The sequence below is a fragment of the Acidobacteriota bacterium genome (assembly GCA_021161905.1).
Classification (GTDB): Bacteria; Acidobacteriota; B3-B38; order Guanabaribacteriales; family JAGGZT01; genus JAGGZT01.
Window position 1 is genome coordinate 22670 of record JAGGZT010000012.1, and the last position, 14304, is coordinate 36973.

Sequence of the window (14304 nt, forward strand, 5' to 3'; positions counted from 1 at the left end):
AGTCAATAAGGTTCACCATCGGTTAGGCAATGATATTCTTTAGTTCCTTTTCCCTTAAGACCAGCTTGTCCCCCTCAGCTTGGACAACTACCACCCCGCTCTCCTTAAACTTACCCTTTATCATCTCCTCAGCCAGTGGGTCCTCAATATACTTCTGGATCGCCCTCCTCAATGGTCTCGCTCCATAGCTTCTATCCTTGCAGGTCTTTTCGATCAGCCAACGACAGGCATCATCGGTAATTTCAAGGGTGATCTTAGAATGAACGAGATACTCATTTATATCCTTTATCAACAACTTGACGATATTAACCAGATCCTCATCGGTGAGGGAACGGAATACGATGATCTCATCGATCCGATTGAGGAACTCCGGATTGAACAGCTTCTTTACCTCAGCAAGCACCATCTCCTTCATTCGCTTAAAGTTGAGTTCCTCATCAGTGGGAGAAAAACCGAACCCCCCCTTCTTCTGGATGAACCGCGCCCCCAGATTCGAGGTCATAATCATTATCGTATTCCGGAAGTCAACCGTGGTGCCTAAACCGTCGGTTAGCTCCCCTTCCTCGAACACTTGAAGGAGGATATTAAATATGTTGGGATGCGCCTTCTCAATCTCGTCGAGTAGCACTACGGAATATGGAGTTTGCTTTACCTTCTCGGTGAGCTGCCCCCCCTCTTCATAACCGACATAACCAGGAGGCGATCCGATGAGCTTGGAGACCGAATGCTTCTCCATATACTCTGACATATCAAACCGAATGAGAGCACGCTCACTACCAAAGAGGACCCGAGCCAAGGTCCTCGCCACCTCGGTCTTCCCCACTCCGGTGGGACCGAGGAAGAGAAACGACCCTACAGGCCTCGTTGGGCTCTTCAACCCTGCTCGGGAACGCCGGATCGCTCGGGCAAGCGCCTCTATCGCCTCTTCCTGTCCTACGATCCGTCGGTGGAGCTCCTTCTCCATATTCAGTAGCTTATCCTGCTCCCCTTCTTGTACCGTGGCGAGGGGAATCCCTGTCCAGTCGGAAACAACCTCTTCAATATCCTTCTTATCCACCACGATTGGCTCCCGGGTTTGCTCCTTGAGTTCCTGTTGGATAGCGAGAAGCCGTTCCCGCTCCTTCGTCTCCCGCTCTCCGTAGAACACTGCCCGATCGAAATCGCGGAGGAAGAGGGAACGGTCTATCTCAGCCAGCGTTCCCTTGAGCTGTTCCTCTAACTGCTTCAGCTCCTTGGCTACGCTCGACCTTCGGAGCTTCGCTCTGGCACCCGCCTCATCAATTATGTCTATCGCCTTATCGGGAAGGAAACGGTCGGTGATATACCGATTAGAGAGGTAAACCGCCGCCTTGATCGCCTCATCGGTATATTTCACACTATGATAAGCTTCATACCGCTCCTTTACCCCCATAAGGATGCTCAGGGTCTCCTCCTCTGTGGGAGGTGGCACCTTTATTCCCTGAAACCTTCGTTCAAGTGCCCGGTCTTTCTCTATAAATTTCCGATACTCCTTGGGAGTAGCAGCGCCGATACACTTTATCTCACCCCGAGATAAAGCGGGCTTCAAAATACCGGCAGCATCGAGCGAACCCTCTGCAGAACCCGCTCCTACCAAGGTATGGAGCTCATCAATAAATAGGATGACATCCTCATTCTCCTTGAGCTCCTTCAGGATAGCCTTAAGCCGTTCCTCAAATTGCCCTCGATACTTGGTACCCGCCACTACTGCCGAGAGGTCGAGGGAGAGGATCCGCTTATTATAAAGGAAGGGAGGAACATCCCCCTTGACGATCTTCTGCGCCAGTCCTTCCACTATCGCCGTCTTCCCTACCCCAGGTTCTCCAATCAATACCGGATTGTTCTTCGTCCGCCGACAAAGTATCTGGATCAACCGCTTCATCTCCCGTTCTCTGCCGATTAATGGGTCGAGCTTTCCCATTATGGCGAGGCTGGTGAGGTCCCGACTAAACTCGGAAAGGAGGGGGGTTTCCTTTTTCCTTTCCTCGTTCACCTTATCCCTCAAAAGGGTTATCAGATCCTCCCTTACGGAGGCGAACTTCATCCCCTTTTCCGCCAATATCTTGGCAGCAAGAGACTTACGCTCCCGAAGTATCCCTAAAAGGATATGCTCCGTCCCGATATAGTTGTGGAAGAGCTTCTCCGCCTCCTCCGCAGCATAGATCAAAGCCCTCTTCGTCTCTTCGCTCAAAGGGATCTCCACTGAAGTCGATATCTTTCCCCTTTTCGCCGCCGCCTTACTCTCTATCTCCTTCCTCAGAAGCTCCGGCTTAATATGGGAACGAGCAAACAACTGCTCCGTCACCCCATCGCACTCCCGAAGTATCCCCAAAAGGATATGCTCCGTTCCAATGGTGCTACTTCCCAACTGGCTCGCCTCGTACCTGGCAAAGAATATTACCCGACGCGCCTTCTCAGTATATTTCTCAAACATTATTCCTCCCAGCCAATTCCTGCCTTTTCTTCTCTAATATAATAACAATTGACAAACCCCTTTTTCAAGGGGAAAGAGGATGCAACCTCCCATTTTCGAGACGCAATATCCGATCGCATCTTTCCGCCAATTTCAAGTTATGGGTGGCTAAAACGAGCCCCAGCCCATGCCTCTCCATCAGTGAGAAAAGAAGGGAAAAAACCCGCTCCCCTGTTTCTTCATCCAGGTTGCCCGTGGGTTCATCCGCGAGCAACACCTTGGGGTTCCCCATCAAAGCACGGGCAATAGCTACCCGTTGCTGCTCCCCGCCCGAGAGCTCGGAAGGGTGATGATCCTTACGATCAAGAAGCCCCACCTCGGAAAGAAGCTCCTCCGCTCTCTTTTTCGCCACTTCTTCATCCATCCCTCGAATTAGGAAAGGCATTGTCACATTCTCCAAAGCGGAAAATTCGGGAAGAAGATGGAAGAACTGAAAGATGAACCCTATCTCGAAATTACGGAACCGAGCAAGCTCCTCCGGAGAAAGGGAGGAAAGCTCTCTCCCATCAAACCTTATGCTCCCGGCATCCGGATGGTCAAGGGCTCCGATAAGGTTGAGAAGGGTACTCTTGCCAACACCAGAAGCCCCGACGATGGCTAACGATTCCCCATCACCAAGAACAAAATCCACCCCTTTAAGCACCTCTATCCTTCTCCCTCCAGAAAAATAGGACTTATGGAGATGAGAGACCTCGATCAGCTTACTCATAACGGAGCGCCTCCACCGGACTCAATTTGGACGCCTTGAACGAGGGGTAGATGGTAGCGAGAAAACTTATCAGAACCGTCATCCCCACCACCAGCGCCACATCGACGATCCTTATCTTAAACGGTAGATAGGATATGGTATAGACATCTGGGGGAAGGGAGATGATCTTATAGGCATCAAGAAACCAGGAGGTTAAAATTCCAAGGGTGGCGCCGATCACCGTGCCGATAAGCCCAATGATCACCCCCTGGGTCATAAAGGTGATCATAATAGAACGAGAGGTGGCTCCCATTGATATGAGCACACCGATATCCCTCCTTTTCTCCACCACCAGCAGCACTAAGGTGGTGATTATATTCAAGGCGGCAACGCAGACGATAAGGCTTATGGTGATGAAGAGGACCAATTTCTCAAGTTTCAGGGCAGAGAAAAACGAGGAGTTCATCTGCATCCAGTCCTCAACCACATAGCCCGGACCGAGGGTCCGACGAACGCCCTCGGCGATCGCCTTGACCTTAAAGATATCATCAACCTTAACCTGGATCACATTAACCTTGTCTTGAAGCCCAAAGAAGCGTTGAGCAATGGGGAGAAAGACAAACGCCCATTGAAGGTCTGCCTCCCACATTCCAGAATCGAATACCCCCACCACCTCGAAACTCTTCGGCTTGGGAAGGAGGCCCAGTGGGGAAAGTGAGGTAGCAGCTATCGATATCACCCGAACAATATCGCCCCTGGTTACGCCAAGGCGGAAGGCGAGCTCCTTCCCCAAGATGATGCCAGGTCTCCCCTTTTTCGTCGAAAGCTCGCTGACATCGCCCACCTTCATCTTAGAGAAAACGGTACTCACCTTGGTTATGGACGAAGGAGAGACCCCGTAGATGACCGCCCCCTCGGTCCCCAAGCTACTTGCGATCATCCCTTTGGAGAAGGCGGTGGGGGTCGCCGCCACTACCCCGGGAACCCTCCTAACCCTCTTTATCAGTTCGGGATAATCCCGTATCGCCCGGTTGGGGTAGGCGTTGAAGATTAAGATGTGGGAGTTCGCCCCGAGTATCTTCTCCTGAATATTCTCATGAAAACCGGTCATAAGGGATAAGGCAATGATAAGGGCGGCGACCCCCACCGCCACCCCGATAATGGCGATGATGGTGATAACCGAGACGAACGCACCCTTTTTCTTTGGACGGAGATAACGAAGGGCGAGAAAAAGTTCGTAACGCATTATCTCCTTCCGAGAGAGGCTGAAAGATAAAGGGACATAATCAATCTGTTTCCTTCGGCTTTAACTGGGGGAAGAGGATGACCTCACGGATAGAACGGGAATCGGTAAAGAGCATAGCCACCCGATCTATACCCACCCCCTCACCAGTGGTCGGAGGCATTCCATATTCAAGGGCGCGGACATAATCCTTATCCATCGTGTGGGCTTCAACATCACCCTTAGCCCGTTCTTTGACCTGCTCCTCGAACCTCCGCCTCTGATCCTCCGGGTCGTTGAGCTCACTATACCCATTAGCCACCTCGAGCCCCCCGATAAAGAGCTCAAACCGCTCCACCGTATTCGGATCGTCCGGCTTGCTTTTGGATAGGGGGGAGATATCCCGGGGGTAATCGATGATGAAGGTCGGCTTGATGAGAAGCGGTTGGACCAGTTCATCAAACAGCTTGGCGATGATCTTCCCCTTGGTTTTACAATCGGAGATGTCTATGTTCCTCTCAGAGGCTATCTTCGCCAACCTATTCTCATCGGAGAGGTCTTCCGGCTCTATATTAGCCCATTTGGTCAAGGCGTCCTTCAAGGTTATCCTACGCCAGGGTGGCTCAAGGGAGATGGTCTCCCCGTTGTAGGTTATCTCCTTCTTGCCGAGCGCCCTTTCCGCCACATAGGAAAACATCCTTTCGGTGAAATCCATCACCATCTGGTAATCGACATAAGCCATATAGAACTCAAGCATCGTGAATTCCGGATTGTGCTGGGTGGAGATGCCCTCGTTCCTAAAGTTTTTGTTGATCTCATAAACCCGCTCTATCCCACCTACTACCAACCGCTTAAGATAGAGCTCTGGCGCTATCCGGAGATAAAGATAGATCCCTAAAGCATTGTGAAATGTCTTAAAGGGGCGAGCGGTTGCTCCTCCCGGGATAGGTTGCATCATCGGGGTTTCCACCTCGAGGAAGCCCTCCTTGTTCAAGAAATCGCGGAACGCCTGGATGATCTTCGCTCGGATCTCGAACTTTCTCCTCACCTCGGGATTAGCAATTAGATCAAGGTAACGCTGGCGGTAGCGGAGTTCCACATCGGTAAGTCCATGCCATTTCTCGGGCAGGGGACGGAGGGATTTGGCGAGGAAGGAAACCTCCTTCACCATCACCGTAAGCTCGCCGGTCTTGGTGCGGAATAGAGGACCAGAAACACCAATGAAATCACCGATATCGAGTAACTTGAAGAGCTTAAAATCTCGTTCAGAAAGCTCATCCTTCTTGAAATATACCTGCAGTCTCCCCTTACCATCGAAAAGGTGAGCGAAACCCGCCTTCCCATGGGGTCTAAAGGAAATTATCCTGCCCGCTACTCGAACCTCTATCCCTCTTCTCTCAAGCTCCTCAGCAGAGAGGTTTCCAAATTTCTCCGGAACCTCGCTGATCTCATGGGTTCGATCGAAACGATTGGGATAAGGCTCTATCCCAAGCTGGATGATCCGTTCAAGCTTCTCCCTTCGTGCTCGATAAATGGCATCTTCCTGTGACACTTTCACTCCCCTTCTTTCTGAAAAGTCCCTCAATTATAAGTGAAGGGGGAAATCGCTGTCAAGGAAAGGGGAAAAATAAAAAGCCCGGCTCCCTAAAGCCGGGCAGGGGAGAAAAATCTCCCCTATGCCCCCTTCACCTTCTTAAGCTCTTTAGCGATCGCCGGAACCACCTCCAGCACATCCCCCACGATGCCGAAATCGGCAACCTTGAAAATGGGGGCATCGGGATCCTTATTAATGGCGGCGATAAACCGAGATGAGGACATCCCGGCGAGATGCTGGATCGCTCCCGATATGCCACAGGCGAGATAAAGGGTGGGAGATACCGTCTTTCCTGTCTGCCCTACCTGGATCTGATGGTCAACCCAACCGGAGTCTACCGCTGCCCGTGAGGCGCCAACCGCACCGTTCAGAAGGTCTGCCAGTTCTTTTAATACATTAAAGTTATCGGCACACCCAAGCCCCCTCCCTCCAGAGACGATCACCTCTGCTTCGGTTATATCCGCCGTACCGGATTCAGGAACGAGGTAATCAACCGCCTTCGCCCTTATCTTCTCCTCAACCCCTGCAAGATCGAGCTTCATTACCTCAGGCTCGGAGGAGCCATCCCTCATCTCCACTTCAAACGCCTTGGGGCGCAGGGTAGCGATATAAGGAGGAGAACTAAAACCGAAGGTGGCGATTATCTTACCCAAATAAAGCGGTTTCACCGCCTTGAGCTCACCAGAATCGGCGAGGATCAATTTGGTGCAATCGGAGGCAAGACCAGCCTTCAATCTCGCCGCCACTCGAGGAGCAAGGTCCTTGCCCATTGCGGTAGCCGAAAGAAGGACGATGAGTGGAGACACCTCATCTATCGCCTTGGCAAGGGCAAAGGTGTAGCCCTCAGTGGAGTAGCTGGCAAGAGCTTCACTTTCACCAAGAACCACCTTATCCACCCCCACCTTCTTCAACTCCTCGGGAACGGGTTCCAAATTATTCCCGAGGATAAGGGCAGTAAGAGGAGCGGATAGCCTATCCGCAAGCCTTCTCCCCTCAGAAGCCGCCTCAAGCGACGCCTTTTTCAGCTTGCCATCCCGATGCTCTATGAAAACAAGAACCCCTTCCGCCATTTTCTCCTCCTCAGAAGATCTTCACCTCTTTAGTCAGCCATTCCACAAACTCCTTAGCAACCTCCTCCGAGGTGCCGGTCACCACCTTACCACCGCTCCGCATCGGGGGGAGCTTAAGCTCAACCAGCTCTACCTTGGACGAGGGGGGATCGGAAAGGAGAGAGGCACCATCTATCGTCTCTATCTCCTTCTTCTTCGCCATCATAATCCCCCGAAGGGAGGGATAACGCGGGGTATTAAGCCCCTTACCTGCAGTGATCACCGCGGGAAGTGACGACTCCACCACCTCAGTCAATCCCTCCACCTCGCGATGGGCAACGATCTTCCCCCCATCAAGCTCGAGCTTAGAGACATTGGTGATCTGAGGGAGATCAAGAAGTTCCGCAAGCATCGCCCCAACCTGGCAGTTATCGGTGCCGATACCCATATAACCACAGAGGATAAGGTCATAGTCCCTTTTAGAGATGGCAGAAGCAAGAAGCGAAGCCACGAAAAGGGAATCACCCTCCCCCTCCGTCCTGATATGCACCGCCTTATCCACTCCCATTGCCAACGCTGTCCTCAAGGCAGAGACCACCCGTTCGGGACCTACGCTTATCGCGGTAACTTCTCCCTCGCCACTTTTTTCCTTTATTTTGAGCGCCTCCTCCACCGCATACTCATCATAGGGATTAAGGATAAAGTTGATTTCCGATTCCACGATGGACTTCCCATCCGGACCTATCTTTATCTGAGCTTCGGTGTCCGGAACCTGCTTCACACAGGTAATGATCTTCATCTTCACCTCCCTCCTAACGCCTACTCCTCATACCTCTTAAAGACGAGACAGGCGTTGGTCCCACCGAATCCAAAGGAGTTGGAGATGGCATAGTCGATGGAGAGTTCCCGCGATTTATTGGGCACATAGTCAAGATCGCAGGCTGGGTCTGGCGTATCGTAATTTATGGTGGGATGAACCTTCTGATCTCGAATAGAAAGTACGGTGGCTGCCGCCTCCACCCCTCCAGCAGCGCCAAGGAGATGTCCGATCATCGATTTGGTCGAGCTAACCGCCACCCTCCTTGCCTGATCACCAAAGAGCCGTTTGATCGCTACTGTCTCCGCCACATCACCAGCAAGGGTAGCGGTGCCATGAGCATTTATATAGCTCACCTCCTCGGGCGAGACCTTAGCCTTATCCAGCGCCATCTTCATCGCTCGGTAGGCGCCATCCCCGTCCTCGGGTGGGGCTGAGATATGGTAGGCATCGGCGCTCATCCCATAGCCCACTACCTCAGCATATATCTTGGCATTCCGCTTAAGAGCATAGGACAACTCCTCGAGAATGAGGATACCCGCCCCTTCACCGATGACGAAACCATCCCTGTCCTTCTCGAAAGGACGGCTCGCCTTGGTCGGCTCTTCATTCCTGGTGGAAAGGGCACGCATAGAGGCGAAACCAGCCACCGCAAGCGGTGCCACTGCCTCCTCGGTCCCCCCAGCGATCATCACATCCGCATCACCACGAAGGATTATCTCGTAAGAATCGCCGATGGCATGCGCTCCACTGGAACAGGCAGTGCAAGTAGCGGAATTGGGACCTTTTGCCCCATACTTCATTGAGATGAGGCCCGCTGCCATATTGACGATAAGGCCCGGGATGAAGAAGGGGGAGATCTTACGGGGTCCCTTCTCCAATAGAACCGAATGTTGCCATTCTAGAAAGAGGATCCCCCCGATCCCAGAGCCAACCAAAACCCCGATCCGCTCGGCATCAACCCCCTCTATCTTGAGCTCAGCATCCCTTATGGCGAGCTCAGTGGCTGCCAAGGCGTACTGAGAAAAGAGGTCCATCTTCCTCAACTCCCTCTTCTCGATGAACTCAAGCGGATCGAAACCTCTCACCTCTCCGGCTATCCGCACCGGATAATCGGTGGCATCAAACCTGGTGATCGGTCCAATACCACTCTTACCGGAGAGCATCCCCTTCCAATTCTCTTCAGTGCCCACCCCTAATGGAGAAATGAGTCCAATACCCGTAATTACAACCCTTCTTCCTTCCAAGTTACCTCCTCCGTCATCCCTTACCTATTGGGATGGCAGTGTAGGAAAGATTAAAAAGACACCCAAAGATTAAGATGAGATGCGGGAAGAAAGGTAATTAACCGCGTCCTGGACGCTCACGATCTTCTCCGCATCCTCCTCCGGGATCTCGATGTCGAACTCCTCCTCAAAAGCCATAACCAACTCCACCTGATCAAGAGAATCCGCACCGAGATCATCAACGAACTTCGCCTCAGGAACAACCTCCTCCTCGCTTACTCCAAGCTGCTCCACGATTATCTTCTTTACCCTTTCCTCAACGGTCATCTTACTATACCTCCTTTCTTAAATTTTCGAGTAATTATAAAAGGGAAAATCACCAAAGTCAACTTTACATATAGAGCCCACCGCTTATATTGAGCACATGACCCGTGATATAGCTCGCCTCTTCAGACGCCAGGAATTTCACCCCGTTTGCTATATCCTTTGGAGTGCCCAACCGGGGCGTAGGTATCTGGCTGATAAGTTTCTCCCTTGCCTCAGGGGAAAGTGCCTGGGTCATCGGGGTGTCGATGAAACCGGGGGCAATGGCGTTTACGGTTATCCCCCGAGAGGCAACCTCCCTCGCCACTGACTTAGTGAACCCGATGAGACCCGCCTTGGAAGCAGAATAATTTGCCTGCCCCACATTGCCCATCAACCCCACTACTGAGGCGATGTTTATTATCCTCCCATAACGCTTCTTCACCATCGCCTTGATCACCACTTGGGTGAAATTGAACGCCCCAGATAGGTTAACATCGATCACCTTCTGCCACTCATCGGGCTTCATCCTTAAGATAAGATTATCCCTCGTTATCCCCGCATTGTTGACCAATATATCCACCTTCCCGAACTCAGAGAGTACCTTTTCCACTGCCGCCTTCACCTTTTCGTAATCCGATACATCCACCTCCAAGGGGAGGGCTTTAACCCCCTTCTTCTCTACCTCCTTCGCTACCTCGGTGAGCGTAGGAAACTTGACATCGACAAGCGCCAAATCCGCCCCTTGATCGGCAAAGGTAAGAGCTATCTCCCGCCCTATCCCCTGAGAAGCCCCGGTGATAAGGGCTACTTTTCCAGGAAACATCTTCTCCCCCATTTGTTATTCCTCCCCCGTTTCAGCTAAAAATCTATTAAGGGATGGCTCGTCCTCCACATTGAATATCTTCGCCCCAGGTAGAATACGCTTGATAAGACCAGTAAGAACCTTCCCTGGTCCTACCTCGACAAAGGTATCACAACCTAAAGAGGAGAGCTTCTCTATCACCTCCACAAAGCGGACCGGAGATACCATTTGCTCTATTAGGGCTTTCTTCGCCTCTTCCCCCTTCTCGATAAGACCAGCAGAGACATTGGCAACAAGAGGGCAGGAAAGATCGGAAAACTCGATCCTATCGAGCTCAGAAGCGAGCTTCTCCTTAGCCGGCTCCATCAGCGGGGAGTGAAAAGGAGCGCTTACCGGAAGGAGTAGTGCTCGCTTCGCTCCCTTCTCCTTAGCCTTTACTATCGCCCGCTCCACCGCCTCTCTTCTCCCAGAAATAACCGTCTGCACCGGGGAGTTGAAATTAGCTGCTACCAACACATCTCCTCTGCTCTCCTCATTACAGATCGCCTCTACCTTATTAGAGGGAAGGCCAATTATCGCCGCCATCGCCCCCTCACCAACGGGAACCCCCTCTTGCATAAATCTACCCCGCTTCCTCACCAAACGAATACCGTCTTCGTAGGAAAAAGCGGAGGCGGAGGCAAGTGCGGAATACTCCCCCAAACTATGACCAGCGACGAAATCGGGGTGAACCCCTCGGCTCTTCAAAACCTCGAAGGAAGCAATGCTTACCGCGAAGACCGCCGGCTGGGTGTTCTCAGTGAGGGAGAGTTCCTCCTTGCTCCCCTCGAAACAAAGCCTCCTCAAGGGGAAACCGACCGCCTCCTCGAGTCTCTCGAATACCGCCTTTGCTTCGGAAAACTTATCATATAAATCCTTTCCCATCCCGGGATATTGAGAAGCCTGCCCAGGAAAGACAAACGCCTTTTTCCCCACCTCTACCTCCTTACCATCTGATCAAACTTGCTGCCCAAGTAACTCCCCCGCCGAATGCAGTAAGGAGAACGAGATCGCCTTCCTTCAATCTTCCCTGCTCAACCAACTCGTTGAGGGCAATAGGTATGGAACCGGAGGAGGTATTACCCGTCCAGGCTATATTGGAATAGACCTTTTCCCTTGGAATCTTGAGTCGAGAGGCAACCGCATCGGTTATCCGTTGATTTGCCTGATGAGGTATCAATACACTCACCTCCTCCCTCTTAACCCCTGCCTCCTCAAGGACCTCGAGAGCTATATCCGCCATCGCCCGAACCGCCACTTTGAACAGCTCATTACCTCTCATTTTGACGAAATGGAGCCTCTTCTCTATCGTCTCGTGGGAAGCGGGCATCTTGGTACCCCCTGCCGGTATGAGAAGAAAGTCGGCGAATTCCCCGTCACTCCTCAGTTTGGTAGCGAGGATCCCTCGAGGCTCCGGAACCCTTCCTAAAACAGCTGCTCCAGCACCATCGGCGAAGATAACACAGGTACTCCTGTCAGTCCAATCAATAACCCGACTGAGCACCTCCCCCCCGATTACAAGTACCCTCTCCGCCTCTCCAGAATGGATAAATTTCTCCCCTATCGAGAGGCCATAAATAAAACCGGAACAGGCAGCAGAAATATCAAAAGCAGCCGCTTTCTTTGCCCCCAGGTTCGCCTGAACAAAACAGGCGGTAGCAGGAAGGGGATGATCCGGGGTAACCGTAGCACAGATTATTATATCGATATCCTTCGGTTCAAGTTCGGCACGAAGAAGCGCCTTCCTCGCCGCCTCGGTCATAAAGGTGGAAAGATATTCCCCCTCCTCAGCTATCCTCCTCTCCCTTATCCCCGTCCTCGTCCTTATCCACTCGTCCGAGGTATCAACTATCTTCTCCAGGTCAAAATTGGTAACCACCTTTTTGGGTAGCGATGATCCAATGCCCAATATGCCTGCTTTACTATCCATTTTTGTTGAACTCCACTAATCGCTTACGGATCCTTTCGTTAACCCTGTTTTCGTAATAATTCTTCACGATCCTTATGGCGTTCTTTATCGCCTTGGGGGAGGATCTGCCATGGCAGATCACACAAACCTCCTTTATCCCAAGCAAGGGGGCTCCCCCATACTCGGCATAATCTGCCTTCTTCTTAAAATGGGCGAACGCCTTCTTAAGAAAGATATAACCAATCCGGGCAAAAAAGTCCCGAGAAAGCTCCTCCTTAAGAATGGAAGCCATCGTCTCCGCTATGCTCTCACTCACCTTCAGAATGACATTACCGGTAAACCCATCGCAGACGATCACCTCCACTCTGCCAGCGAAGACATCCCGCCCCTCTACATTGCCATAAAAATTAATGGGCGCCCGAAGGAGACTTTGGTAGGTCTTCCGAGTCAACTCATTTCCCTTGGTCTCCTCCTCCCCAATATTGAGGAGGCCCACCTTCGGGTTCTCCTTCCCCAAAACCTCCGAAGCGAAGGTAGAACCCATTATGGCAAATTGAACGAGATGCTCCGGCTTACAATCTACATTGGCACCCACATCGAGGAGAACCGCACTACCCTCAGGGGTGGGAATAGCCATCGCCAAAGCAGGACGATCAACCCCCTCTAAGGTACCAAGGACAAACTTGGCGGTCGCCATCACCGCCCCAGTATTCCCCGCACTCACCAACCCTTGAGCTCTTCCTTCCTTTACCAAATCGGTGGCAATCCTAATAGACGAATTTTTCTTCTTGCGGAAAGCAATAGTAGGTGGATCAGCCATCTCCACCTGTTCAAGAGCATTGACTATCTCTACCCCGGAAAGATCGTGAAGCCTACTCCCCAACTTCTCCTTGATAACCTCCTCCTTCCCCACCAAAATCACCTCTACCCCATACTCAGAGACCGCCTCGATCGCTCCCTCGATCGGACTATCAGGGGCGTAATCTCCCCCCATTACATCTACCGCTATCTTCATCTCTCGCTTCTCCCGCTTACCTAAACCTCCTCGCCTTCCATAACCTCTTCGCCTTTGTAATACCCACAATAGGGGCACACCCGGTGGGGTAACTTCTCATGCCCGCACTGAGGACATCTGGAGAAGGAGGGAACCTTAAGTGCATCATGGGCACGCCTCTTATCCCTCCTCGCCTTCGAATGCCTTCGTTTTGGGTTCGCCATCTTCCACCTCCTATCCTTTTATCTTCAATCTCGCCTTGAGATCTTTTAAAGGAGCAAGTCTCGGGTCAATCGCCTCTCGTTGACAATTACAGGGCGCCTGATTTAAATTGGCACCACACATCGGGCAAAGCCCCTTACAATTGGGAGAACAGATAGGCTTCATCGGAATAGCCAAGATGATCTGCTCCCGCACCACCTCAGAAAGATCGATTTCATCATCCTGATAGAAGGAAACCTTGAGATCGTTGGGGGTAAGCTCTAAATCCGGCTCTGTTGGCATCTCATCCCGCGGTAGATAAACAAGCTCAAACGATGAGGAGGAAAGGAAGGGAAATTCCTCGAGACATCGGGAACAGATAAGCTCAAGCTCAAAGGAGACCTCTCCCTTTATCTCACATCTTCTCCCTTTCACCACTATCTCGAGCTTAGCCGGGGCTGGTTTCTTAAGGGAAAATTCCCCATTCCGTACCAGTCCTAACTCGGATGGCGAAAATGAATGCTTAACAAAAAGCCCCTTCTTGGGAACCTTGCTTACCTCAATTAGCATCTCATCTCCTTCCTCGAAGGGAAAAACCCTTCGAGGGTTGGTCAGCCATCAGCTTACATAAGGGGATATCCTCTTGTCAATCGCCTCCTTCGATTGAACTCCAATAATCTGCTCCCTCACCTCCCCCCGGTCAAATAGAAGGAGGGTGGGGATGGAACGAATACGATACCGGGCAGCTATCGCTCCCTCCTCATCTACATTTACCTTCCCTACCTTGAGTCTCCCCTTATACTCCTCGGCTAACTTCTCCACTATCGGAGTTATCATCTTGCAGGGAACACACCACTCCGCCCAGAAGTCAACGAGCACCGGGATATCGGATTTTATGACCTCCCGCTCGAAATTCTCACTGTTAAAAGTGAATATCTCTGACATCTGCCTCACTCCTTTCTCTCA

Annotated in this window: 15 protein-coding genes; all 15 read right to left on the reverse strand. The window is 51.7% G+C overall.

What is annotated here, in order from left to right:
• Positions 1-22: 22 nt before the first annotated feature.
• The 15 genes from J7L64_02090 to trxA all read right to left on the reverse strand — a co-directional run bounded on the left by J7L64_02090 (position 23) and on the right by trxA (position 14283).
• On the reverse strand, positions 23-2452 hold the full coding sequence (locus tag J7L64_02090; protein MCD6451143.1) for an ATP-dependent Clp protease ATP-binding subunit: 2430 nt from the start codon (positions 2450-2452) through the stop codon (positions 23-25).
• Between the two features lie 64 nt (positions 2453-2516).
• A complete protein-coding gene (locus J7L64_02095) occupies positions 2517-3200 on the reverse strand; it encodes an ABC transporter ATP-binding protein (protein ID MCD6451144.1) in 684 nt (227 codons plus the stop codon).
• Positions 3193-4425: a lipoprotein-releasing ABC transporter permease subunit gene (locus J7L64_02100; protein ID MCD6451145.1), complete on the reverse strand. Its 1233-nt coding sequence runs from the start codon at positions 4423-4425 to the stop codon at positions 3193-3195. Before J7L64_02100 ends, J7L64_02095 begins: the two co-directional genes overlap by 8 nt.
• A gap of 40 nt (positions 4426-4465) precedes the next feature.
• Entirely contained in the window at positions 4466-5953 is a 1488-nt protein-coding gene (lysS, locus tag J7L64_02105; protein MCD6451146.1) for a lysine--tRNA ligase, read from the reverse strand.
• 122 nt (positions 5954-6075) lie between these two features.
• The gene (locus J7L64_02110) at positions 6076-7065 is read right to left on the reverse strand and encodes an electron transfer flavoprotein subunit alpha/FixB family protein (protein MCD6451147.1); all 990 of its coding nucleotides are present in this window, start codon (positions 7063-7065) and stop codon (positions 6076-6078) included.
• Positions 7066-7075: 10 nt separating this feature from the next.
• The gene (locus J7L64_02115; protein ID MCD6451148.1) at positions 7076-7843 is read right to left on the reverse strand and encodes an electron transfer flavoprotein subunit beta/FixA family protein; all 768 of its coding nucleotides are present in this window, start codon (positions 7841-7843) and stop codon (positions 7076-7078) included.
• A 20-nt stretch (positions 7844-7863) separates the two neighbouring features.
• A complete protein-coding gene (gene fabF, locus J7L64_02120; GenBank protein ID MCD6451149.1) occupies positions 7864-9108 on the reverse strand; it encodes a beta-ketoacyl-ACP synthase II in 1245 nt (414 codons plus the stop codon).
• A gap of 69 nt (positions 9109-9177) precedes the next feature.
• Entirely contained in the window at positions 9178-9414 is a 237-nt protein-coding gene (acpP, locus tag J7L64_02125; protein MCD6451150.1) for an acyl carrier protein, read from the reverse strand.
• A gap of 64 nt (positions 9415-9478) precedes the next feature.
• Positions 9479-10216 (reverse strand): 3-oxoacyl-[acyl-carrier-protein] reductase, encoded by a 738-nt coding sequence (gene fabG / locus J7L64_02130; protein MCD6451151.1) that lies wholly within the window; start codon positions 10214-10216, stop codon positions 9479-9481.
• Between the two features lie 15 nt (positions 10217-10231).
• Positions 10232-11170, reverse strand: coding sequence for an ACP S-malonyltransferase (gene fabD, locus J7L64_02135; protein ID MCD6451152.1), 939 nt, complete (start codon positions 11168-11170; stop codon positions 10232-10234).
• A 10-nt stretch (positions 11171-11180) separates the two neighbouring features.
• Positions 11181-12164, reverse strand: a complete 984-nt coding sequence (locus J7L64_02140; GenBank protein ID MCD6451153.1) for a ketoacyl-ACP synthase III — start codon at positions 12162-12164, stop codon at positions 11181-11183.
• The gene (gene plsX / locus J7L64_02145; GenBank protein ID MCD6451154.1) at positions 12157-13158 is read right to left on the reverse strand and encodes a phosphate acyltransferase PlsX; all 1002 of its coding nucleotides are present in this window, start codon (positions 13156-13158) and stop codon (positions 12157-12159) included. Before plsX ends, J7L64_02140 begins: the two co-directional genes overlap by 8 nt.
• A gap of 20 nt (positions 13159-13178) precedes the next feature.
• Positions 13179-13361, reverse strand: a complete 183-nt coding sequence (gene rpmF, locus J7L64_02150) for a 50S ribosomal protein L32 (protein MCD6451155.1) — start codon at positions 13359-13361, stop codon at positions 13179-13181.
• 10 nt (positions 13362-13371) lie between these two features.
• Positions 13372-13908 (reverse strand): DUF177 domain-containing protein, encoded by a 537-nt coding sequence (locus tag J7L64_02155; GenBank protein MCD6451156.1) that lies wholly within the window; start codon positions 13906-13908, stop codon positions 13372-13374.
• 48 nt (positions 13909-13956) lie between these two features.
• On the reverse strand, positions 13957-14283 hold the full coding sequence (gene trxA / locus J7L64_02160) for a thioredoxin (GenBank protein MCD6451157.1): 327 nt from the start codon (positions 14281-14283) through the stop codon (positions 13957-13959).
• Positions 14284-14304 lie beyond the last annotated feature (21 nt).

What these genes read in the sequence shown, in the direction of transcription:
- J7L64_02090 (MCD6451143.1), bottom strand. Translation starts at nt 2,452, where the DNA reads ATGTTTGAGAAATATACTGAGAAGGCGCGTCGGGTAATATTCTTTGCC.
- J7L64_02095 (MCD6451144.1), bottom strand. Translation starts at nt 3,200, where the DNA reads ATGAGTAAGCTGATCGAGGTCTCTCATCTCCATAAGTCCTATTTTTCT.
- J7L64_02100 (MCD6451145.1), bottom strand. Translation starts at nt 4,425, where the DNA reads ATGCGTTACGAACTTTTTCTCGCCCTTCGTTATCTCCGTCCAAAGAAA.
- J7L64_02110 (MCD6451147.1), bottom strand. Translation starts at nt 7,065, where the DNA reads ATGGCGGAAGGGGTTCTTGTTTTCATAGAGCATCGGGATGGCAAGCTG.
- J7L64_02115 (MCD6451148.1), bottom strand. Translation starts at nt 7,843, where the DNA reads ATGAAGATCATTACCTGTGTGAAGCAGGTTCCGGACACCGAAGCTCAG.
- acpP (MCD6451150.1), bottom strand. Translation starts at nt 9,414, where the DNA reads ATGACCGTTGAGGAAAGGGTAAAGAAGATAATCGTGGAGCAGCTTGGA.
- fabG (MCD6451151.1), bottom strand. Translation starts at nt 10,216, where the DNA reads ATGTTTCCTGGAAAAGTAGCCCTTATCACCGGGGCTTCTCAGGGGATA.
- J7L64_02140 (MCD6451153.1), bottom strand. Translation starts at nt 12,164, where the DNA reads ATGGATAGTAAAGCAGGCATATTGGGCATTGGATCATCGCTACCCAAA.
- plsX (MCD6451154.1), bottom strand. Translation starts at nt 13,158, where the DNA reads ATGAAGATAGCGGTAGATGTAATGGGGGGAGATTACGCCCCTGATAGT.
- rpmF (MCD6451155.1), bottom strand. Translation starts at nt 13,361, where the DNA reads ATGGCGAACCCAAAACGAAGGCATTCGAAGGCGAGGAGGGATAAGAGG.
- J7L64_02155 (MCD6451156.1), bottom strand. Translation starts at nt 13,908, where the DNA reads ATGCTAATTGAGGTAAGCAAGGTTCCCAAGAAGGGGCTTTTTGTTAAG.
- trxA (MCD6451157.1), bottom strand. Translation starts at nt 14,283, where the DNA reads ATGTCAGAGATATTCACTTTTAACAGTGAGAATTTCGAGCGGGAGGTC.